Annotated in this window: 17 protein-coding genes; 11 read left to right on the forward strand and 6 right to left on the reverse strand. The window is 49.3% G+C overall.

What is annotated here, in order from left to right; translation table 11 throughout:
* The first annotated feature begins 164 nt into the window (after positions 1-164).
* From ilvB to ilvC, 3 genes are read left to right on the forward strand one after another with little or no spacing between them, the layout of a single operon-like run.
* On the forward strand, positions 165-1,910 hold the full coding sequence (gene ilvB / locus ACZND6_RS06820) for a biosynthetic-type acetolactate synthase large subunit (protein ID WP_489524486.1): 1,746 nt from the start codon (positions 165-167) through the stop codon (positions 1,908-1,910).
* Complete coding sequence (gene ilvN, locus ACZND6_RS06825) at positions 1,907-2,401, forward strand: acetolactate synthase small subunit (protein WP_008863271.1); 495 nt, start codon at positions 1,907-1,909, stop codon at positions 2,399-2,401. The genes ilvB and ilvN overlap by 4 nt, the downstream gene beginning before the upstream one ends.
* A 38-nt stretch (positions 2,402-2,439) precedes the next feature.
* Positions 2,440-3,456 (forward strand): ketol-acid reductoisomerase, encoded by a 1,017-nt coding sequence (gene ilvC / locus ACZND6_RS06830; RefSeq protein WP_008812043.1) that lies wholly within the window; start codon positions 2,440-2,442, stop codon positions 3,454-3,456.
* 70 nt (positions 3,457-3,526) lie between these two features.
* Here ilvC and ACZND6_RS06835 read toward each other — a convergent pair whose 3' ends face one another.
* Positions 3,527-4,429: a YicC/YloC family endoribonuclease gene (locus ACZND6_RS06835; protein ID WP_008812044.1), complete on the reverse strand. Its 903-nt coding sequence runs from the start codon at positions 4,427-4,429 to the stop codon at positions 3,527-3,529.
* 174 nt (positions 4,430-4,603) lie between these two features.
* Here ACZND6_RS06835 and rph point away from each other — a divergent pair, with 174 nt between their 5' ends.
* The 7 genes from rph to ACZND6_RS06870 all read left to right on the forward strand — a co-directional run bounded on the left by rph (position 4,604) and on the right by ACZND6_RS06870 (position 12,408).
* A complete protein-coding gene (gene rph, locus ACZND6_RS06840) occupies positions 4,604-5,341 on the forward strand; it encodes a ribonuclease PH (protein ID WP_418805530.1) in 738 nt (245 codons plus the stop codon).
* 6 nt (positions 5,342-5,347) lie between these two features.
* On the forward strand, positions 5,348-5,947 hold the full coding sequence (gene rdgB, locus ACZND6_RS06845; RefSeq protein WP_300876587.1) for an RdgB/HAM1 family non-canonical purine NTP pyrophosphatase: 600 nt from the start codon (positions 5,348-5,350) through the stop codon (positions 5,945-5,947).
* A 1-nt stretch (position 5,948) separates the two neighbouring features.
* Positions 5,949-7,088: a radical SAM family heme chaperone HemW gene (gene hemW, locus ACZND6_RS06850; RefSeq protein WP_293737287.1), complete on the forward strand. Its 1,140-nt coding sequence runs from the start codon at positions 5,949-5,951 to the stop codon at positions 7,086-7,088.
* A 303-nt stretch (positions 7,089-7,391) separates the two neighbouring features.
* The gene (glnA, locus tag ACZND6_RS06855; protein WP_008812048.1) at positions 7,392-8,813 is read left to right on the forward strand and encodes a type I glutamate--ammonia ligase; all 1,422 of its coding nucleotides are present in this window, start codon (positions 7,392-7,394) and stop codon (positions 8,811-8,813) included.
* A 57-nt stretch (positions 8,814-8,870) separates the two neighbouring features.
* The gene (gene glnL / locus ACZND6_RS06860) at positions 8,871-9,938 is read left to right on the forward strand and encodes a nitrogen regulation protein NR(II) (protein WP_293737286.1); all 1,068 of its coding nucleotides are present in this window, start codon (positions 8,871-8,873) and stop codon (positions 9,936-9,938) included.
* On the forward strand, positions 9,935-11,359 hold the full coding sequence (gene ntrC, locus ACZND6_RS06865; protein ID WP_008812050.1) for a nitrogen regulation protein NR(I): 1,425 nt from the start codon (positions 9,935-9,937) through the stop codon (positions 11,357-11,359). The genes glnL and ntrC overlap by 4 nt, the downstream gene beginning before the upstream one ends.
* Positions 11,360-11,382: 23 nt before the next feature.
* On the forward strand, positions 11,383-12,408 hold the full coding sequence (locus tag ACZND6_RS06870; RefSeq protein WP_300876592.1) for a radical SAM protein: 1,026 nt from the start codon (positions 11,383-11,385) through the stop codon (positions 12,406-12,408).
* Here the strand turns inward: ACZND6_RS06870 and xth are convergent.
* The 5 genes from xth to ACZND6_RS06895 form a co-directional block, all read right to left on the reverse strand.
* Positions 12,391-13,188, reverse strand: a complete 798-nt coding sequence (gene xth, locus ACZND6_RS06875) for an exodeoxyribonuclease III (protein ID WP_300876595.1) — start codon at positions 13,186-13,188, stop codon at positions 12,391-12,393. The two genes, ACZND6_RS06870 and xth, sit on opposite strands and share 18 nt — an antisense overlap.
* Entirely contained in the window at positions 13,185-15,239 is a 2,055-nt protein-coding gene (locus ACZND6_RS06880; protein WP_300876598.1) for a M3 family metallopeptidase, read from the reverse strand. Before ACZND6_RS06880 ends, xth begins: the two co-directional genes overlap by 4 nt.
* 11 nt (positions 15,240-15,250) lie before the next feature.
* Positions 15,251-16,114 (reverse strand): bifunctional methylenetetrahydrofolate dehydrogenase/methenyltetrahydrofolate cyclohydrolase FolD, encoded by an 864-nt coding sequence (gene folD / locus ACZND6_RS06885; RefSeq protein WP_300876601.1) that lies wholly within the window; start codon positions 16,112-16,114, stop codon positions 15,251-15,253.
* Positions 16,115-16,274: 160 nt separating this feature from the next.
* A complete protein-coding gene (locus ACZND6_RS06890) occupies positions 16,275-16,943 on the reverse strand; it encodes a response regulator transcription factor (protein ID WP_008812055.1) in 669 nt (222 codons plus the stop codon).
* A 174-nt stretch (positions 16,944-17,117) separates the two neighbouring features.
* Positions 17,118-19,529: a PAS domain-containing sensor histidine kinase gene (locus ACZND6_RS06895; protein WP_293737630.1), complete on the reverse strand. Its 2,412-nt coding sequence runs from the start codon at positions 19,527-19,529 to the stop codon at positions 17,118-17,120.
* A gap of 147 nt (positions 19,530-19,676) precedes the next feature.
* Here ACZND6_RS06895 and ACZND6_RS06900 point away from each other — a divergent pair, with 147 nt between their 5' ends.
* Complete coding sequence (locus tag ACZND6_RS06900; RefSeq protein ID WP_293737629.1) at positions 19,677-19,814, forward strand: hypothetical protein; 138 nt, start codon at positions 19,677-19,679, stop codon at positions 19,812-19,814.
* The last annotated feature ends 343 nt before the right edge of the window (positions 19,815-20,157 follow it).

The raw sequence follows: 20,157 nt of genomic DNA on the forward strand, positions 1-20,157 counted from the left end.
ATTGCGCTATATTGGAAGAGTCTTCTACAAGAAGAATAAAAAAACTGAACCCAACCATTCCGCAAGAATGAGCCGGCGTCGGTATTAGAACATGCGGGCCTCCGTCACAAGCAGAGTGTTCGCCTCCAATCAATTTCCCGTGGACTTTGAAAGGATATTTCCTAATGAAATCTCAAGAAGGGTCTAAACCCGCAGAACGTCTGAACGGGTCAGAGATACTTGTACGCGCGCTTGCCGAAGAAGGCGTTGAATACGTTTTCGGTTATCCCGGCGGCAGCGTGCTGAATATTTTTGACGCGATCTATAAGCAGGATAAATTCAAACACATTCTTGTTCGACACGAACAAGGTGCAGCTCATGCTGCAGATGCCTACTCCAGAGCATCTAATAAAGTCGGCGTAGCCTTGGTCACCAGCGGACCCGGCGCTACTAACGCCGTTACCGGCATCGCGACCGCCTATGCCGACAGCATTCCGATGGTTATTTTTACCGGTCAGGTCAATACCCTCGCGATCGGTCAGGATGCTTTCCAAGAAGTGGATATCGTTGGTATCTCTCGTCCTTGTGTCAAACACAATTTCTTGGTGAAAGATGTAAAAGACTTAGCCAAGACGATTAAGAAAGCTTTTTATATTGCTAAAACCGGCCGTCCCGGCCCTGTCTTGATCGACATTCCGAAGGATGTTTCCGCAGCGATCTGCGAATATCAATATCCGGAAAACATGGAACTTCGTTCTTACAAACCTTTGACGAAGGGCCATTTGGGCCAGATCAAAAAGGCACTGCAATTAATTCTCTCGGCTGAACGTCCTTTGATCCATATCGGCGGAGGCATCGTTTCTGCCAATGCGAGCGAACTGCTCCAGCGTTTAGCTTTTGAACTCGGCATTCCCGTCAATTCAACATTGATGGGGTTGGGTGCCATGCCATCCGACGATAAAAAGTTCCTCGGCATGGTGGGCATGCACGGAACCTACGAAGCTAACATGGCGATGCAGAACTGCGACGTTCTGATCGCAATCGGTTCCAGATTCGACGACCGCGTTGTCGGCTTGCCGTCCAACTTTGCACAGCCCGGGCGCAAGATTATTCATATTGATATCGATCCGTCCACGATTTCCAAACGCGTGAAAGTCGATATCCCGATTGTCGGCGACGTGAAAGAAGTCATCGCCGACATGCTCAATCTGCTCGAAACCACCGACAAGCGTCCCGATCCTGAAAAGCTTGCCGCGTGGCAAAACAGAATCAACGGATGGCGTGAAAAAGACTGCCTTCACTACGAAAACAGCGATACGGTGATTAAGCCTCAGTATGTTCTTCAGAAGCTGCAGGAAGTCGGCGGTGACGATATGATCGTGGCGACCGACGTCGGTCAGCATCAGATGTGGTGCGCCCAATTCCTTAAGTTCCGTAAGCCTCGCCATTGGCTGACTTCCGGCGGCTTGGGCACGATGGGTGTGGGCCTGCCTTATGCGATCGGTGCCTGCGTTGCTCATCCCGATAAACCGGTGGTGTGCATCACAGGCGACGGTTCCATTCAGATGAACATTCAGGAATTGGCTACCGCTAAACAGCTCGGCATAGCACCTAAGATCATCCTGCTCAACAACAACTATCTCGGTATGGTTCGTCAGTGGCAGGAACTTGAATATGACCGCCGTTACTCCCATTCTCACATGGAAGTGACACCGGATTTTAAGACCCTGGCAGAAGCCTACGGCCACGTCGGTATTGTGGTCGATCGTCCTGAAGACGTCGAACAAGCCCTGAAGGATGCTTTCGGCAAATACAAAGACAAACTCGTCTTCCTTGATTTCCATGTGGATCCGACCGAAAACGTTTGGCCGATGGTGAAAGCCGGACGCGGACTGACGGAAATGATCTTAGGCTCGGAGAAAATCAGATGAATCGACACGTTCTATCTATTCTTTTGGAAAACGAGCCGGGAGCACTTTCCCGCGTGGTCGGATTGTTCTCCGCTCGAGGCTACAACATTGAATCTTTGACCGTTGCACCGACCGAAGATCCGACGGTTTCCCGTATGACCATTGTCAGCCCGGGAAGCACGGAAATCATCGAACAAATTACCAAGCACCTCAACCGCTTAATCGAAGTTATTAAAGTCGTTGATTTGACGGAAGGCGAGTACGCAGAACGCGAACTCATGCTTGTCAAGGTTCGTGCTGTCGGCAAGGATCGCGAGGAAATGAAACGTTTGAACGACATTTTCCGCGGACGCATTATTGATGTGACGGATAAAACCTACACCATTGAATTAACCGGTAATTCCGACAAACTGGATGCCTTTCTCAAAGCAGTTGATAAGGAATGCATCCTTGAAATGGTTCGCACCGGTTCCTGCGGCATCGGCCGCGGAGATCGAATGCTCCACCTCTAATTTATTGTTCCAACCTTCATAACTTGAGGAAAATTAAAATGAAAGTTTATTACGACAAAGACTGCGACCTTTCTTTAATCAAAGGAAAGAAAGTCGCTATCATCGGTTACGGCTCCCAGGGCCACGCTCACGCACAGAATCTTCATGATTCCGGCGTTGACGTCGTTGTCGGTGTCCGCAAAGACGGCGCTTCCTGGAAGAAAGTCGAAGCTGCCGGTCTGAAGGTAGCCACAATCGAAGATGCGACAAAAGACGCAGATGTTGTGATGATCCTTCTTCCTGACGAAAAGATCGCCGAGGTCTACAAAAAACAAATCGAACCGAACCTGAAAGAAGGCGCTGCTTTGGCTTTTGCCCACGGCTTCAACATTCACTACGGTCAGGTCACTCCGAGAGCCGACCTTGACGTTTGGATGGTTGCCCCGAAGGCTCCCGGCCATACCGTTCGCCGCACCTATACCGAAGGTTCGGGTGTTCCTCAGCTGATCGCTGTTTACCAGGACAAATCCGGTAAAGCCCGTGAAGTCGCCATGTCTTACGCTGCTGCCAACGGCGCAGGCAAGGCCGGCATCATTGAAACCACCTTCAAAGAAGAAACCGAAACCGACTTGTTCGGCGAACAGTGCGTTCTGTGCGGCGGTATTGCCGAACTGATCAAGATGGGCTTCGAAACCCTGGTTGAAGCCGGCTACGCTCCTGAAATGGCTTACTTCGAATGCTGCCATGAAATGAAGCTGATCGTTGACCTGATCTACGAAGGCGGCTTGGCAGATATGAACTACTCCATCTCCAACAACGCTGAGTTCGGCGGCTACGTCACCGGTCCAAAGGTTGTTTCCGACCAGGCTCGCGCTGCGATGAGGAAAGCTCTGAGCGACATTCAGGACGGTTCTTACGCTAAGAACTTCCTCCTTGAAAACCAAGTCGGCGCTCCGATGCTTCGCTCCATCCGTGCTCAGACGGCCGCTCATCCGATTGAAGTCGTCGGTGCTCGCCTGCGCTCCATGATGCCGTTCATCTCTGCTCACCGTCATATCGACCGCAGCAAGAACTAATCATTTGAACTGCTAAAGAAACAAGAAGGGGCGCCGATGGGCGCCCCTTCGATTATCAGAAAAAGAAAAATTATTCGAGGTTCTGAATTTGCTCGCGCATCGATTCAATCACGAGCTTCAGATTGACGGACGTGTCCGTCATCGAAATTGAAACGGCTTTGCTGCCGAGCGTATTGGCTTCACGGTTGAGTTCCTGCATTAGGAAGTCAAGTTTACGGCCGACGGGACCGCCGCGATCCAGTGTTCTTCTCACTTCTTTGACGTGGGTGCACAGTCTTTCCATCTCTTCGTTGACATCAAGCTTGATGCCGTAAAGCGTGATTTCCTGACGGATGCGTTCATTGACTTCTTCTTTGGTGATCTGAGCGCCGTCTGCCAGCGTGGTGCCTAATGCTTCTTCAAGTCTTTCGGTGAGTTTGTCCTTTTGCGCCTGAAGAATTTCAGGAATCTTAGGACGAAGCGTATTGACGAGGTCTTCAATCTGTGTGCAGTATTTGAGCAGAACCTGAGCTAAAGCAGCGCCTTCACGCTGTCGGCTTTCGTTAAATGCAGCGAGGCACTGTTCAAAGCCTGTCAGCACTTGCTTTGCGAAGACTTCGGGATCGGGGACCGGAGCGGCGACGATGCCGGGATAATTCAGAATGTCGGCGACGCGCAGGGCTGTGGCGGAGGGGTCTGTCTTTAAGACCTGCGTCTGAAGAGCCATAAGCTTGTTGAGGGCTTCTTCATTTAAGGCTGTATCCGCCGATAAGCCGGAATCCACTAAATTCAAGCGGCATTCCATCTTGCCGCGGGCGATTTTGCCGGAGATGATCTCTCTGAATTTCGGTTCGAGGAAACGAATTTCTTCGGAAGCGCGGAAACTTAAGTCTAAAAAACGAGAGTTAACGCTTCTCATGTCGATGCTCAGCAAGCCCATGTCGGTCTGGACTTTGGCATTCGCGTAACCCGTCATACTCGAAATATTACTCATTCAAAACTCCTTCTCTGCCGCGCTTGATTGAACTGGATTGCACGGTCTTTCTGCCGCCGTATTTTACCTTCCTTGAAGCCGGCTCTAACTTCCACAAGGTTCGGATCGGGTGGAAATTATGGTTTACGAATCTGCCTTCATTAGAATGACAGAACATTGTTGAAGGAGATATGAATGACAGAAGAAACTTGGAGCCGTCCCAGCGGCCGCAAAGCAGACGAACTGCGCCCGATAAAGATCACACGTCACTACACAAAATACGCCGAAGGCTCCGTTTTAATTGAAGTCGGAGGTACCAAGGTCATTTGCACCGCTTCGGTTGAAGAAAAGGTCCCGGGCTGGCTCAAAGATCAGGGAAAAGGCTGGGTGACTGCGGAGTACGGAATGCTGCCGCGCGCTACCGGTACTCGCACGGACCGAGAAGCCGCCAAAGGAAAGCAAAGCGGCCGCACACAGGAAATCCAGCGTCTGATCGGAAGATCTCTGCGCGCAGTGGTGGACATGGAAGCACTCGGCGAGAGAATGATCGAAATTGACTGCGATGTGACCCAGGCAGACGGCGGTACAAGATGCGCTTCGATTACCGGTGCATATGTGGCACTCGCTGATGCCGTCAATTGGCTCATTAAAAACGGCTCCTTGGAAAAATCTCCGCTCAAAGGACAAGTCGCTGCACTTTCAGTTGGTATTTATGAAGGTGTTCCAGTTGCTGATTTCGACTACGACGAAGATCATTTAAGTGATACGGATATGAATGTCGTGATGACAGACGCAGGAAAATTTGTTGAACTGCAGGGAACCGCTGAAGGAGAACCCTTTAGTCGGGAAGACCTCGATGCTTTGCTCAAGCTGGCTGAAGACGGCCTGAAGCAGCTGTTTGCAGCTCAGAGAGCAGCTCTTGCCGAGGAGTAAAAAGACATGTCTAAGAAAATTGTTCTCGCCAGCAATAACAAAAAGAAAATGAAAGAAATGCAGGAGCTTCTTGCTCCGATGAGTGCCGAAGTGATTTCTCAAGGTTCTTTGGGAATCCCTTCTGCAGAAGAGCCTTTCGGTACCTTTGTGGAAAATGCGCTGGCAAAAGCCAGATGGGCAGCGAAGCATTCCGGTCTTCCGGCCATTGCCGATGACTCGGGAATTTGCTCGGATGCCTTAAAAGGCGCGCCCGGCGTACTGAGTGCACGTTTTGCCGGCGAGCCGAGCTCAGATGCTGCAAATAACGCAAAACTGATTAAAGAACTTGAAGACAAAGACAATCGTAACGCTCATTACACCTGCGTTATTGTCGCCATCCGTGATGAAAACGATCCCGAGCCGCTGATCGCGATTGATTTTTGGAACGGCACGATCGGTTATGAACCGAAAGGCGAGGGCGGCTTCGGATACGATCCTTTCTTTATCGTGACGCCGGACGGAAAGACCGCTGCTCAGATGACGGCCGAAGAAAAGAATGCCGTCAGCCATCGCGGCAAAGCCATGAGAAAAATGCGCACTTTATTAACCGAACGTTGGAATTGGTAAATTGAAAGAACTTCCGCTTTCTTTATATATTCACTGGCCGTGGTGCCTAAAAAAATGTCCTTACTGCGACTTTAATTCTCACGGCTTGAGAGGGCCGGCGCCGGAAGCACTCTATGAGGTTGCCATCATTGAAGGGCTCAAAGAGCAGGGCGCCCGTGTCCAGAGAAGAAAGCTGAAGAGTATATTTTTCGGGGGCGGCACTCCTTCTCTGATGGCGCCGGAAACCATCGGCAGAATCATTGAAGCGGCCGACAACAATATTCCGTTCCACGAAAACATCGAAATTACGCTGGAAGCCAACCCCAGCACTTTTGAGGAACAGAAATTTAAAGACTTCAGGGAGGCCGGTGTCAACCGGCTTTCGATCGGAATTCAAAGTTTTGATGACGCTAAATTGAGGGCTTTAGGCCGGGTTCACAACTCGCAGGAAGCCAGGCGGGCTGCAGAAAGCGCCGGAAAGATCTTTGAGAACTTCAACCTGGATTTAATGTTCGGGCTTCCCGGCCAGACTATTCAGGAACTGGACGAAGAGCTGGAAACCGCGTTTTCTTTCGGATCGACGCATTTGTCCTGCTATCAGCTGACCCTGGAGCCGAACACCTATTTTGCCAAATTTCCGCCCAAAGGGATTCCTGATGACGATGTGCTTTCAGATATGTCCGATTTGGTCAGGGATAAAACCGCAGCCCGCGGTTTTGATCACTATGAAGTGTCTGCCTATGCCAAAGGAGAGTACCGCTGCAGGCATAACCTTAACTATTGGGAGTTCGGAGATTATTTTGCCGTCGGTCCCGGTGCCCACGGAAAAATAACCATTCAAGGACGTCCGGAGCGTTTTTATAACTATCGCGATCCGGCCCGATGGCTTTTATCGTTTAAAGAACATCAGACTCAAATCGCCGAGCGGAAACTCATTGATCCGGAAGATTTGCCATTTGAATTCATGCTTAATGCGCTTCGGCTGAGAGAGGGCGTGCCCTTCGATTTTTACACCGAGAGGACCGGCCTCGATTTCGATGTTATTGAGTCGATTTGGACGGAACTTCGAGAAAAAGGTCTTGTCTGCGACCATCTCAAGAGAATCAAAACGACAGAGAAGGGCTGGCTTTTCTTGAACGAGGTGCTTGAAGCTTTTCTTTGACAGGATCTCAGCGTACGACATCAAACTATGCGGCCGATTTCGGCCGCTAATTGTTTCACTCGGAAGAAATGCACCATTTCGCCGCAATGTTCTATTGCGGATCAAAAATCAATAAAAAAAAATCCCTAAATTGTTCCTTTTTGCACTAAAAAGGTGCATTATTACAAAAGTTTTTGCGATTGCTTACTGAGGCTCTTTGAGAATGCATGATTTCGTGCATGTCGAAAATTGGCACGAAATTTGCATAAGCTTTGTTGAACATATTTTTTGATTGCTACGTCCAAATTTACTAAGGAGATATCCATGGCTAAGACCAGCGCTGAAATCATGCAGATGCTTGTGGACAACAACGTCAAATTTGTTGATTTGCGCTTCACTGATTTCAAAGGCAAAGAACAGCACGTTTCCGTACCGGTTTCTGCTTTTGATGAAGACAAGTTTGAAGAAGGTCACGCTTTCGACGGTTCTTCCATCGCTGGATGGAAAGGCATTGAGGCCAGCGATATGCTGCTGATGCCGGATCCGGACAGCGCCCGTATGGACCCGTTCGCCGACGAAGATATTCCGACAATGATCCTGACCTGCAACGTTGTTGAGCCTTCTACCGGCAAGGGATACGATCGCGACCCTCGCAGCGTTGCCAATCGTGCTGAAGCTTACTTAAAGAGCACCGGTATCGGCGATAATGCTTACTTCGGACCTGAACCGGAATTCTTCATTTTTAACGGTGTTAGCTGGGGCACCACAATGAATCACAGCTTTTTCAAAATCGAAAGTGAAGAAGGCTATTGGAGCAACGGCAAGGATATGAACGGCGCCAACAGCGGCCATCGTCCTACTGTCAAAGGCGGTTATTTCCCAGTTCCTCCGGTTGACTCTCTCTACAATGTCCGCTCTCAGATGTGCGAACTTCTTGAAGAACAGGGCGTTCCCGTTGAAGTTCATCATCATGAAGTCGGCGGCTGCGGCCAGTGCGAAATCGGTACGCTGTTCAGCACACTGACCAAACGCGCTGACTGGACTCAGATTCTTAAATACACGGTTTGGAATGTGGCAGCAGCCTACGGCATGACTGCAACCTTTATGCCGAAACCTGTTGTCGGCGACAACGGCTCAGGTATGCACGTTCATCAGTCTATTTGGAAAGACGGCAAGAATATCTTCGCCGGCAACGGCTACGCAGGGCTTTCTGATACGGCTCTCTATTACATCGGCGGCGTCATCAAACACGCTCGTGCTTTGAACGCGATTACGAATCCGACGACGAACAGCTATCGTCGTTTAGTCCCGGGTTTTGAAGCTCCTGTGAAACTTGCTTACTCCGCCCGTAACCGTTCTGCTTCTCTGCGTATTCCGTTCGTTTCCAGTGATAAGGCACGTCGCGTTGAAGTTCGCTTCCCCGATCCGATGGCCAACCCTTATTTGGCTTTCTCTGCTTTGCTGATGGCCGGTTTGGACGGTATCCAGAACAAGATTCATCCGGGCGAAGCTGCTGACAAGAACCTCTATGATCTGCCTCCGGAAGAAAACGCTAAGATCCCGACCGTATGTTCTTCTTTGGAACAGGCCTTGGAAGCTTTGGCTGCCGACCATGAATTCCTGACGGCCGGCGGAGTCTTCAGCGAAGATCTGATCACCTCTTACATTGCACTCAAGCATGAAGAAGTCGTACGTACTCAGATGGCGGTGACACCTGAAGAATACGACATGTACTATTCGAGCTAGTAGAGTAATTTGAGGCTGTCTGAGTAAAGACAGCAAAATGACCGAGCGGAGGATGTCGTGAGTTTTGATGCTAAGCGTTTAGAAAGTTTCGATCTCCTCAGGCTCGGTCTTTTTGCATGTAATAAAGAAGGCGATATTCTTTACGCCAATACCGCGGCTCAATTTCTATCCGGGCAGTCGCTCAAACTTCTAAAAGAAAGAAAACTTCAGTATTACCTGAATTCGTCGGATGAATGGCTCGCAAATTACCGTGCGCATCCCGAGCCTTCATTTTTGGTTCCGAACGAACTAGACCATTTCCTGCGTCCTCCGGCAGAACTGATTCCGGTTCTAGTCACCATTCATCCTTTCCCGGATGACGAAAATATTCTCTTGGCCGAGATTGTGCCGGCAGATAAGACCCTTCAAATGACGCGAGAACGTCATATGAATGAGTTGTCTGAAAATACTCGGCGCCTGCTGAGAAATCTCGCTCATGAAATTAAGAATCCTCTCGGAGGGATTCGAGGCGCAGCACAGCTCTTGGAAGGGGAGCTTCACGATCCGGAAAATAAAGAATTTACCGAAGTGATCATTAGTGAAGCCGACCGTCTCCAGCATCTTGTCGATAAGATCCTCGCGCCTTACCGTCAGCTTTATCATCCTGTGCCAACCAATGTTCACGAAATCCTGGAACGTGTTCGCCTTCTAGTGCAGTCGGAATTCCCGGAAGGGTTGAAGGTTGTTCGCGATTATGACATCAGTGTACCTGAAATGATGGCCGACAGAGGTCAGCTGACACAAATTTCCTTGAACCTAATGCGCAATGCCGCTGAAGCTTTATCCGAGCAAATAGCACAGGGTACGGCCTGTATCACGCTTAAAACCCGTGTTGTCCATCATGTTCAGGTCGGTCAAAGTTTTTGCCGCACGGCATTAAATATCCATGTGATCGACAACGGAGAAGGCATACCCAAAGAACTGGCTGACAGTATTTTTTATCCGCTGGTCAGCGGAAAAGAACAGGGGAGCGGCCTCGGACTCTCATTGGTTCAGACTTTCGTTGAACAGCACGGCGGCAGTATCTCGGTCAGCAGTGAAGCCGGCCGTACCGATTTCAGCATCTTGTTTCCCTTATCGTTATGAAAAATGTTTGGATCGTGGACGATGATCGTTCCATCAGATGGGTATTAGAAAAAGCACTTCAAAAGGCAGATATTCCCTGCAAAACTTTTAGTGAAGCCGAGTCTGTGCTGCAGGCGATCAAGAAAGAACAGCCCGCCCTGATTTTAAGTGACATTCATATGCCGGGCAAAAGCGGCTTGGAAATGCTCGCCGAAATTAAGAAGTCCTACCCAAAACTTCCGATCATCATCATGACGGCCTATTCGGATCTGGACAGTGCCGTGGCAAGTTTCCAAGGCGGTGCGTTCGAATATCTTCCCAAACCTTTCGACATCGATAAAGCGATTGAACTCGTACGGCGTGCAACGGAAGAGAGTGAGGAAGAAGAACAGACTCCTGCTGAAGAGACTGCTTCCGAAATCATCGGTAAGGCGCCAGCCATGCAGGAAGTCTTCCGCGCTATCGGACGTTTGTCTCAAAGCAAGGCAACCGTCCTTTTGACCGGAGAATCCGGCGCCGGCAAGGAAGTTGTAGCTCGAGCGCTTCATAAACACAGCCCGCGCTCCAATGCCCCGTTTGTCGCGATCAATATGGCGGCAATTCCGAAAGACTTAATGGAAACCGAACTCTTCGGTCATGAGAAGGGGGCGTTTACCGGCGCCAGCGCGATTCGTCACGGACGCTTCGAACAAGCCGAAGGCGGCACGCTGTTTCTGGACGAAATCGGTGATATGCCTGCTGAACTCCAGACCAGGCTCCTGAGAGTATTGTCCGATGGTTATTACTATCGCGTCGGCGGACATCAGTCTCTAAAAGCCAACGTCAGAATCATTGCGGCAACGCACCAAAATCTCGAGGCGATGGTTCGGGAAAATCGGTTCCGCGAGGACTTGTATCACAGACTCAATGTCATTCGTCTGCGTTTGCCGCCCTTAAGGGAAAGACCCGAAGACATTCCGCTTTTGGTCAATCATTTTCTTCAGAAGTCAGCGGAGAATCTTGGTGTCGAACCCAAGCTCATGTCCGAAGAGGCGATGGAGTTTTTGAAGCGTTTCCCGTTTCCCGGCAATGTTCGTCAATTAGAAAATCTCTGCAATTGGCTTGTCGTGATGGCACCTTCCCAGCATATCCGAGTGACGGATCTTCCTGAGGAAGTTCGCAACGGTGAAGCGGAAAAAGTTCATAAAAACGGCGAGGTTTCCGGCAGCACACCTGCAGGCGGAAGCTGGGAGGAACTGCTCAAAGGAGAGGTCAAAGAGATGCTGAAAAATCAGTCTCCAGATCTTATGAAGCAGCTTGCCGATACCTTCGAAAGCATTGTGATCGGAACCGCGCTTGAATATACGCACGGAAGGCGTGTCGACGCTGCAACAAGACTTGGTATCGGCCGAAATACAATTACACGCAAAATCGCCGAGCTCAAACTTGAAAGCGAAGACTGACGAGCTTGATAATATTTGCTTCTATGAAGATCGCTGACATTGAACAACAACTTATCCAAGCCGGCTGCAAAAGCGTTCACATCGAACGCTTTTGGCGCAATTGGTATTCCGGCAAACCTCTGAACCGCAGTAAGGTGCGCTTGCCTGCTGCCACCGAGGCGATATTGCCTCAAATGGAGGAATACTTAGCCAATCAATTAACTGCTCAGGAAAAGGCAGAATCCGAGACCGGAACGCGCTGGGTTCTTAAAGCTTCCGACGGTCAGCTGATCGAATGTGTTCTTCTTCCGCGAGAGGGCGTTTGTGTTTCTACGCAAGTCGGATGCGCAGTCGGGTGTGTCTTTTGTATGACCGGCAAAAGCGGTCTCATACGTCAGCTAACTGACTTGGAGGTTGCCGGGCAAGTTCAATACGCCATGAGGAATGCGCCTGTTAAGAAGGTAGTTTTGATGGGTATGGGCGAGCCTTCTCATAATCTTCGTTCCGTTTTTTCTGCGGTTGAACATATCGTTCGGTATTCCGGCATCGGATATAAAGAAGTTGTTATCTCTACCGTCGGCGATAAAAGACTCTTCAAAGCCTTAATGGAATCCCAAATCAAACCGGCTCTGGCAATTTCTCTGCACAGCGCAATGGATGAGAAGCGCAGAAGTCTGTTGCCCCGAGCTGCGGAGCTGACTGTCAAGGAAATATTAGAGTTCGGCGCAAAGTACGCAGAGGTTGGGAAATATCCGATCCAATATCAGTGGACTTTGATTAACGGCGTCAACGACGGAGTTGATGAAATTGAAGCGCTCGCTCCGCTGTGGTCGCGGCAGGCCATCCTCAACATGATTCCCGTCAACGCTGTTGAAGGCAGTCCCTATAAGCGCCCGTCGGCAGAGCAGATCGAAAGAATTAAGGAAGCATGCCGGGCTAACGGAATACTGCTTAAATTCCGTGATTCTGCAGCTCAAGATGTTGACGGAGGGTGCGGTCAGCTTCGCGCCAGAGAGCTAAAAAGGAAGCCGGCGATACAGCCGGCTCAGGAATTAAAGATCGAGCGTTAGTGTCACGGGTGCGTGATCACTCGGGCGCTCATTTCCTCTAACTTTCTTGTGGATTTTAACGCCAAGGTTCTTGCTGACAAGAGCCTTGGAAATCAAAATGTGATCGATGCGAAGGCCGCGATTCCTTCTGAAAGCCATCATTCGATAGTCCCACCAGGAATAGGATTTTTCCGGCTGTTCAAAAGCGCGGAAGGAATCCGTTAATCCGAGATCGATAAGACGCTGAAAAGCTTCTCTGGCCTTTGGTGTGCAAAGCACGGATTCGGCCCAGGATTCCGGATCCCAAACATCTCTGTCTTCCGGAGCGATATTAAAGTCGCCGAGCAAAACGAGGTTGGGGTATTGCTCTAACTGGCTCGGGAGCCATTCGGCTAAGGCTTCCAGCCAAGAAAGTTTATAAGGGAACTTTTCGCTCTCAACCGTTTCCCCGTTCGGGAAGTATCCGTTGATGACGCGGAGCCTTTCGCTGCCGACCCGCACCGTTGTGCCTAAGAGACGGCTCTGCGGATCTTCAAAACCGGGGATGTTGCGAACTTCCTCGTCCGGAAGAAAAGTCAGCGGATCACGAAGGATCGTGGCTACGCCGTTGTAGGTTTTCTGGCCGAATGCATCCAGCGTGTATCCGATTTCTTTGAAGGCGCTAGCGTCGATGTCTGCCTCCTGCATCTTGAGTTCCTGAAGACAGAGAATGCTGTTTTCAGTCTCCTTCAGGAAGTCTAAAACCTGCGGCTGACGAACCTTCAGGGAATTGACGTTCCAAGTAGTAATCGTGATGCTCATTTGGACTCCACAAGTCCGTATTGGCGGAGGAGGGCGTCGACCGAAGGTTTACGGCCGCGGAATGCAACGAAGCTTTCCATTGCAGGACGGCTGCCGCCGCGGGAGAGAACTTCGTCCAGCCATTTGTTTCCGACCACAGGATTGAAAATGCCTTTTTCCTGGAACAGCGAGAAGGCGTCTGCAGACAGCACTTCAGCCCACTTGTAGCTGTAGTAGCCTGCCGCATAGCCGCCTGCAAAGATGTGCGAGAAGGAGTTGGCAAAACGGTTGTATTCAGGCGGGAATACGACAGCGACTTCTTTTCTGACTTCGTTCAAGATCTTGTTGACCGTGTCCTTTTCCGGATGGGTGTCCATATGAAGGAGCATGTCGAAGAGGGCAAATTCGATTTGACGAACGTTTGCCATTCCGGCGCCGTAGTTCTTGGCAGCCACCAGTTTGTCGAAGAGTTCGCGCGGCATAGTCTTGCCGGTTTTGACATGGTGCGTTATGGTCTGCATCACATCCCAATTCAAAACGAAGTTCTCCATGAATTGGCTCGGCATTTCAACCGCATCCCACTCCACACCGCTGATGCCGGAAACGGCCAATTCTGTCTGGCGAGTCAGCATATGATGAAGTCCGTGGCCGAATTCGTGGAAAATCGTTTCGACGTCTCTTAACGTCAGAAGGGAAGGATTGTCTCCGACCGGTGCGGCAAAGTTGCAGACGAGGTAGGCAATCGGTTTTTGAATTTTTCCGTTGACCTCTCGGCGGGAGATCTGATCGTTCATCCATGCGCCGCCTCTCTTTCCGCTGCGGGCATAAAGATCCATGTAGAATCCAGCGATTTCTTTGCCTTCCTTGTCTTCAATGACAAAGAATTTGACGTCATCGTTCCAGACGGGCGTTTTTTTTTCTTTGATTTTGATCGAGAACATCTTCTCGACGAGTCCGAACATTCCTTTAAGAACAGCGGGTTCCGTGAAGTATTGCTTTACTTCATTTTCAGAGTAAGAGAACTTTGCTTCACGGAGTTTTTCACTGATGAAGGAAAGATCCCAAGTTTGGACGTCCTTGATGCCGAGTTGGTTCCTGCCGTAATCAATGAGCTCTTCCATTTCTTTTTCTGCTGCCGGTTTGGCTTTGGCAGCTAGCTCGCGTAGGAAAGAAACGACCTGTTCGGGAGACTCGGCCATTTTCCGAACCAAGGAGACTTCGGCAAAATTTTTATAGCCGAGAAGATGAGCGTCTTCGACCCGCAGTTCGAGCAGACGATTAATGATCGGCAGATTGTCTTTGCCGGCAGGTGAGAACTCAGAGGCGCGAGTCACGTATGCATGATACATCTTCTCACGAAGCTTTCGATTTTCTGCGTACTGCATGATCGGCAGATAATTCGGCATATGCAAGGTGACCTTGTAGCCTTTGGCGCCTTCGGCGGCTGCCTGCTGGGCATAGAGATGCAGTTCGGCCTCAGGGACACCTTTGAGCTCATCTGTGTCTTCCGGGAGGTAAAGCGCAAATTCATTAGTGCAGTCGAGAAGATTTTCAGAGAACTTCTGAGAAAGTTCGGCTTCCTCTCGATTGATCTCGGCCATCTTCTTCTTGCCGGCGTCATCTAATTCGGCGCCGGAGAGAACAAAGCCTTCTAACTCTTTGTTAATGATTCTCTGACGGGTTGAGGAGAATTTCTCAAAAGCTTTCTCGGCTTTCAAGGCTTTGTACTTTGCATAGAGTTCCTCATCCATACCGAGTTCGCTGAATACTTCGGAAATCGGAGGAAGAAGTTCATTAATCGTAGCTCTCAACTCGGGCGTATCGGCCACGCTGTTCAAATGTTCGACAACCGACCAAACATAGGAGAGATTTTCAGAAGCATCTTCAATCGGCGTAACTAAGGTGTCCCAAGTCGGTTCTTTATCGGAAGCTTTTACTGAAGCTACGGTGTCTTTCAGACGTTGAATCAGTGCAAGCACCGCCGGTTTAAAGCTGTTCGGATCAAGCTTGGGAAAATTGATCAGCTGGGTCTTATCGTCAATGATGCTCAGGATGTTAATTAAATCAGACATGTATAGATTCCTTACCGAGATATTTTTTGCAGACGCTTTTCATAAGCTTCAACCGTATTAGAGAGAAGCATTGCGATGGTCATCGGTCCGACACCGCCGGGAACCGGAGAAATATAGCCTGCAACTTTGGCGACTTCTTCGGTGTCAACATCTCCGCAAAGTTTTCCTTCGGCATTGCGATTCATACCGACATCAATCACGGCGGCGCCGGGTTTAACCATATCAGCCGTGACGACTTTTTCTTTTCCTACGGCAGCGACGATGACATCGGCCTGGAGTGCGAGTTCTTTCAAATTCTTCGTTTTGCTGTGAGCGACGGTGACAGTCGCATTTTTCTCAAGCAGCATAATCGCCATGGGTTTCCCGACAATATTGCTTCTGCCGATGACCAAAGCGTGGGCGCCGGTGAGAGGATAGTCCACGGATTCCAGCATTTTGATGACGCCGTATGGCGTGCAGCTGCGGAAACCGCCGATGCCTGTAACAACAGAGCCGACATTGGCAACATGGAAGCCGTCGACGTCTTTGTCCGCGCGGATAGTCTCAATGACTTTTTGCTCGTTGATATGACGGGGCAGGGGAAGCTGTACAAGGATTCCATCCACGGAATCGTCGGCATTGAGTTTCTCCAAAAGTGCTAATAACTCCGCTTCTGAAGTTTCAGCAGGAAGCTTTTCCAATTTAGAGGTAATGCCGACATCGGTGCAGGCTTTGATCTTGTTGCGGACGTAAACCTGGCTTGCCGGATTATCACCGACAAGAATGACCGTCAGTCCGGGTGCCCTCGAACTTAATTTGAATTGTTCTACTTTTTCCTTCAAGCCTGCTCGAACGGATTGTGCGAGTGCTTTTCCATCAATTATTTTTGCGTTCATTGTTATGAAAAGAGTAAGTAAGATCGATCCATTGTAAGGATATTCACAGAGCCTAAAACCTTTGCCCACAAAAACGAGTAACAAAAGATCTTCGGCCGAGAAGAGGCCGCAAAAAGAAAAGGAAGGCGGAGTGCCTTCCTTTGTGACGCTGTCTAAAAGACTATCTCATAGATCCGGAGTCTTTGACAGGAGGTCTGTTTGCATTCATCACGACGCGCATCAGATCTGCAACGGTGCCGGAATTGGTTTTATCCATAATGGAAGCGCGGTGGGCTTCAACGGTCTTAATGGAAATACCCAAGTCTGCGGCGATTTGCTTATTCAGACGACCGCTCACAATTCTTTCAAGAACGTGCTGCTCTCTGGGAGTCAGTTTGCTCAGAAGAGCGTCGTTCAAGGAGCGCTGTTCAGCCTTGGCTTTACGCTGACGGGCTTCCTGCAGCATTCTTTCGATTAAAGAACGCAGGGCGGCCTGGTCAAAGGGTTTTTCAATGAAGTCAACCGCCCCCTTCTTCAAGGTAGAGACTGCCATAGAAACGTCGCCGTGACCGGAGATAAAGATAATAGGAATATCGCACTTTCTGGCGATAAGGTGTTCCTGAACTTCCAAACCGCTCATGCCCGGCATTCTGACGTCAAGGACGAGAACGGCGATAGCGTTCGGATCGAATTTGGCGAGGAACATTTCACCGCTTTCGAAAAGTTCAACGCGGTAGCTGGAAGCTTCGAGAAGCCACTTGAGAGAATCACGTACGGCTTCGTCGTCTTCAACGATATACACAACACCTGCGGTATCCGGAGATTCCTGAGTGTAGGGTTTCGAGGTCATCTGAATCATCATGTGCCTTTCTAATTAATATATTCTTACAAGCAATCCATTATCTTAATCTATAGGATGATAAGAATCGCTAACTGAGATATCTTGTATCACGTGAAGATATTATATATCTTAATCACACCCCTGGATAGTACAGAAGGCGTATCTCTTTAAATTGAAACACAATTATTTTTGTTTCTGAGCCCCGGAATCTTTCGTGAAACAAATCTTCAGGTCGAAGAAAAATACAGTGCCGCCGCCTTCGTTGTCTCTTACACGGAGCCTCGAGTTATGAGACTCTGCTATTGTCTGGCAAGTACTCAGACCTAGGCCGAGGCCGTTCTTCTTAGTAGAAAAGAAGGGTGTGAACAGGCTTGCTTTCATCGTATCGCTGATTCCGGGGCCGTGATCGCCGACAGACAATTCAACGTCTTTAGCGCCGACCTTAGCACTGACCGTGATGGTTTTGTCCTCACTGCCGTGTTCCAAAATAGCCTCAGCAGCATTACGAATAAGATTCATGAGAATCTGCATGATCTGGACGGGATCGCAAATTACATCAGGAACGACAGCAGGCAGCTCGTAAACCACCTGGACACCGGCATATTTCTTCTCGATCAGACGTCCGAGCTCCATTGTGTCGGAGAATACGCTATTCAAAGACACACACTCCAATGTTGTCGGGCGGCGTTTAGCAAACGCTCTGATGTTCTTAATAATTTTGTCGATGCGCGCAGCCTGATTGGCAATCTTTCGATAGATCTCCAGCACCTGAGCCTTGTTTACTCCCGGCGCCCTGTCAATCACTTCCAGCGCTGTATTGGCATAAGCGGTAATCGCGGTGAGCGGCTGATTGATTTCGTGCGTAATCGTAGAGGCCATCTCGCCGAGCGTAATGAGGCGCGAAGAGTTTTCCATCTTACTGGTCTGCTCTTCGAATTCCTGCTCATTGATTTTTCTCTTAGTGATGTCGAGGGCAGACTGAAGGGTGACGTGAGAGCCGCCCGGAAGTGTCACTCTGGCTTCTGCTACGGAGAACCAGCGGCCAAGAGAGTCGACCCAAACCTCTCCTTGGCGATTGCCTTGCGGATCGAACGGTTCTTTAAACGCCTTGGAAATCTCTAAGTGACCGTCGGCGGTATTTCCCAGCTGTTCCGTGTAGTGGTTATTGTGAATACCTAACATACTCCCGGTCGGTTTCTGCATCACGGCGGAAATACAAGACAAGACAGAGTTCAGAAGTCTTTCGTAGGAAGCGATAGAGTCGTTCGTGAGGTTCATGGACTGAGTCTCGACAGTGTTGTCCTGGATCATATAAATCCAGCCGATATGTTCGTTGTATGCCGAGTAGAAAGGCATCGCCAGCATCAGCGCTTCAAGCGTTTCATCATTTTTGCGGCGGATCGTCAGGTCAAAGCGGTACGGCTTATCGGGTTCTTCATGAGGACAGTCTTTCAGCAGTTGTGATGGAAGTTCAGATCCGTCTCCCCAGAAGGGATAAGGCGGTGTCTTGCCCAAAAGTTCTTCTTCGGAGTAACCGGTAATTTCCTCAGTTTGACCGTTTGTATAGACGATCTTGTTGTCCAAGTCGGTGATGATTAAAGCCAGGTTCATGGAATCTTCGATGGAGCGGCGAAGTTCCAGTTCTTTTAATGCGCGTTCAAGATCAGACTGATTCCTGCGCATTTCGCGGTTGAGGAAAAAGAGTGATAGAAGCAGAAACAGCATCAGAGCGCCCAGCCAATAAATCAGCGGGCTGGCAAAGATCATCGGGCTTTCAAGAACGTTGCAGCCGTACAACTGAATGGAAGGCGGCAGCGGGTCAGCTGCGCGTACGTAACTCGGGATGGTGTAGTCATCCGGCGGGTTGTAGGCAGCTCGGCCGGCAATTTCTTTTGTTCCGTGAAGGAACGAGAATTCGTAATCGGAAAGCAGCGACTGAGGAGTTGAAACTTCCAAAAGTTTGTTCAACGACAGTCTGGCGAGGAGAGCATATGTTTTTTCGCCGATGGCAAAGGGATAAATGATGACGACAGAAGGCGAAGAAATGTCGCCGGGCGTAAACCAGAAAGAAGAGTAAGAAACGCGGTTAGAGAGGAAGGCGTCTCCGATCGCATCGCGGACGACCTGCGGATAATCCAGATAGTTATATTGACGAAGATCGCTTCTGCCAAGCCGAGGATTTACAACAGACTCCAGGCCTTTGCCGCTCGGTTCAATGACACGAAGCAGAATAACTTCGGGGCTCGACGAGATGATTTCTCTGCCATACTTATTTACAACGGCGGGGTTGATACCGTCCAGCTCCATTTTTTCGATCATGCGGGCCATGGAGGCAGAGATGCCCCGCATTCTCATTTCGATGTTATCGGCAACCTTTGCCGTGCTCTTCATCAGATTAGTTCTGAGAATGGTTTCGTTATTTGCACGGACGTTGAAATAGAAAGCCGAGAAGATGACGATGATGAGAACCGCAATGGCCCAAATGAACGGGGTGGTGCCGCTGGGAAGATTGGAATGACTTTTCAGGCCCGCAAAAGCCGACGAAAATCGGTCAAGTAAGTCGTTGCTTTGCGAAATATGCTTTTTATAAGTCATGGCAATCTTCTAAAAATTTATATGTACGGCCGTATCTAAAAAGAGCCCTAAGATTTGTTCATTGAAAGATACAAATCGATAATTCTTAATTATGCCACTCCTTCAAGCGACAACTGCTTTATCAACAAGCAGGGAGGTAGTCCTCCAATGTTAAAGGGTCCTTCCGATACGTATCACAATGTGATGGAAAAGGAAACCTTGAATTATGGTTTATCGCTTGGCTCGGCCATGTTTTTTGATGTTTACACCAATATGCAGTCCGCAGCTGCAAAATCTAAAATCTAGCAGAAGAGCCTTAGGAGGCTCTTTTAAACGGAAGGATTGAATACGGCATTTGGAACGAATACTTCGGCATCTCCTTTGTTACATCTGTCTTGACCAGAGAAAACTACCTTATTCGGAGAACTTTTCCGGCAATCGATTTCGAAGGATCTGCTTGAGAGGCACTTTGTCTATATTAATGAATATTCTGATCATCAAGAAAATCTTAATAATCCTTTTCTCGGTGCTTTCCATTGGAGCAGTCCACCTGTCTTTAGTAACGATTTAGTGGTTAATCTTATTTAATTGCCGCCCAAATGAACAGAGCGGTTTTCCTTTACCCTTACTTTAATTTTAAACTTATCGT

The sequence above is a fragment of the Parasutterella sp. genome (assembly GCF_057870745.1).

Bases quoted from the DNA above. Each gene is read 5' to 3' on its own strand.
- ilvB (WP_489524486.1), top strand. From the start codon at position 165: ATGAAATCTCAAGAAGGGTCTAAACCCGCAGAACGTCTGAACGGGTCA.
- ilvN (WP_008863271.1), top strand. From the start codon at position 1,907: ATGAATCGACACGTTCTATCTATTCTTTTGGAAAACGAGCCGGGAGCA.
- ilvC (WP_008812043.1), top strand. From the start codon at position 2,440: ATGAAAGTTTATTACGACAAAGACTGCGACCTTTCTTTAATCAAAGGA.
- ACZND6_RS06835 (WP_008812044.1), bottom strand. From the start codon at position 4,429: ATGAGTAATATTTCGAGTATGACGGGTTACGCGAATGCCAAAGTCCAG.
- rph (WP_418805530.1), top strand. From the start codon at position 4,604: ATGACAGAAGAAACTTGGAGCCGTCCCAGCGGCCGCAAAGCAGACGAA.
- rdgB (WP_300876587.1), top strand. From the start codon at position 5,348: ATGTCTAAGAAAATTGTTCTCGCCAGCAATAACAAAAAGAAAATGAAA.
- glnA (WP_008812048.1), top strand. From the start codon at position 7,392: ATGGCTAAGACCAGCGCTGAAATCATGCAGATGCTTGTGGACAACAAC.
- ntrC (WP_008812050.1), top strand. From the start codon at position 9,935: ATGAAAAATGTTTGGATCGTGGACGATGATCGTTCCATCAGATGGGTA.
- ACZND6_RS06870 (WP_300876592.1), top strand. From the start codon at position 11,383: ATGAAGATCGCTGACATTGAACAACAACTTATCCAAGCCGGCTGCAAA.
- xth (WP_300876595.1), bottom strand. From the start codon at position 13,188: ATGAGCATCACGATTACTACTTGGAACGTCAATTCCCTGAAGGTTCGT.
- ACZND6_RS06880 (WP_300876598.1), bottom strand. From the start codon at position 15,239: ATGTCTGATTTAATTAACATCCTGAGCATCATTGACGATAAGACCCAG.
- folD (WP_300876601.1), bottom strand. From the start codon at position 16,114: ATGAACGCAAAAATAATTGATGGAAAAGCACTCGCACAATCCGTTCGA.
- ACZND6_RS06890 (WP_008812055.1), bottom strand. From the start codon at position 16,943: ATGACCTCGAAACCCTACACTCAGGAATCTCCGGATACCGCAGGTGTT.
- ACZND6_RS06895 (WP_293737630.1), bottom strand. From the start codon at position 19,529: ATGACTTATAAAAAGCATATTTCGCAAAGCAACGACTTACTTGACCGA.
- ACZND6_RS06900 (WP_293737629.1), top strand. From the start codon at position 19,677: ATGTTAAAGGGTCCTTCCGATACGTATCACAATGTGATGGAAAAGGAA.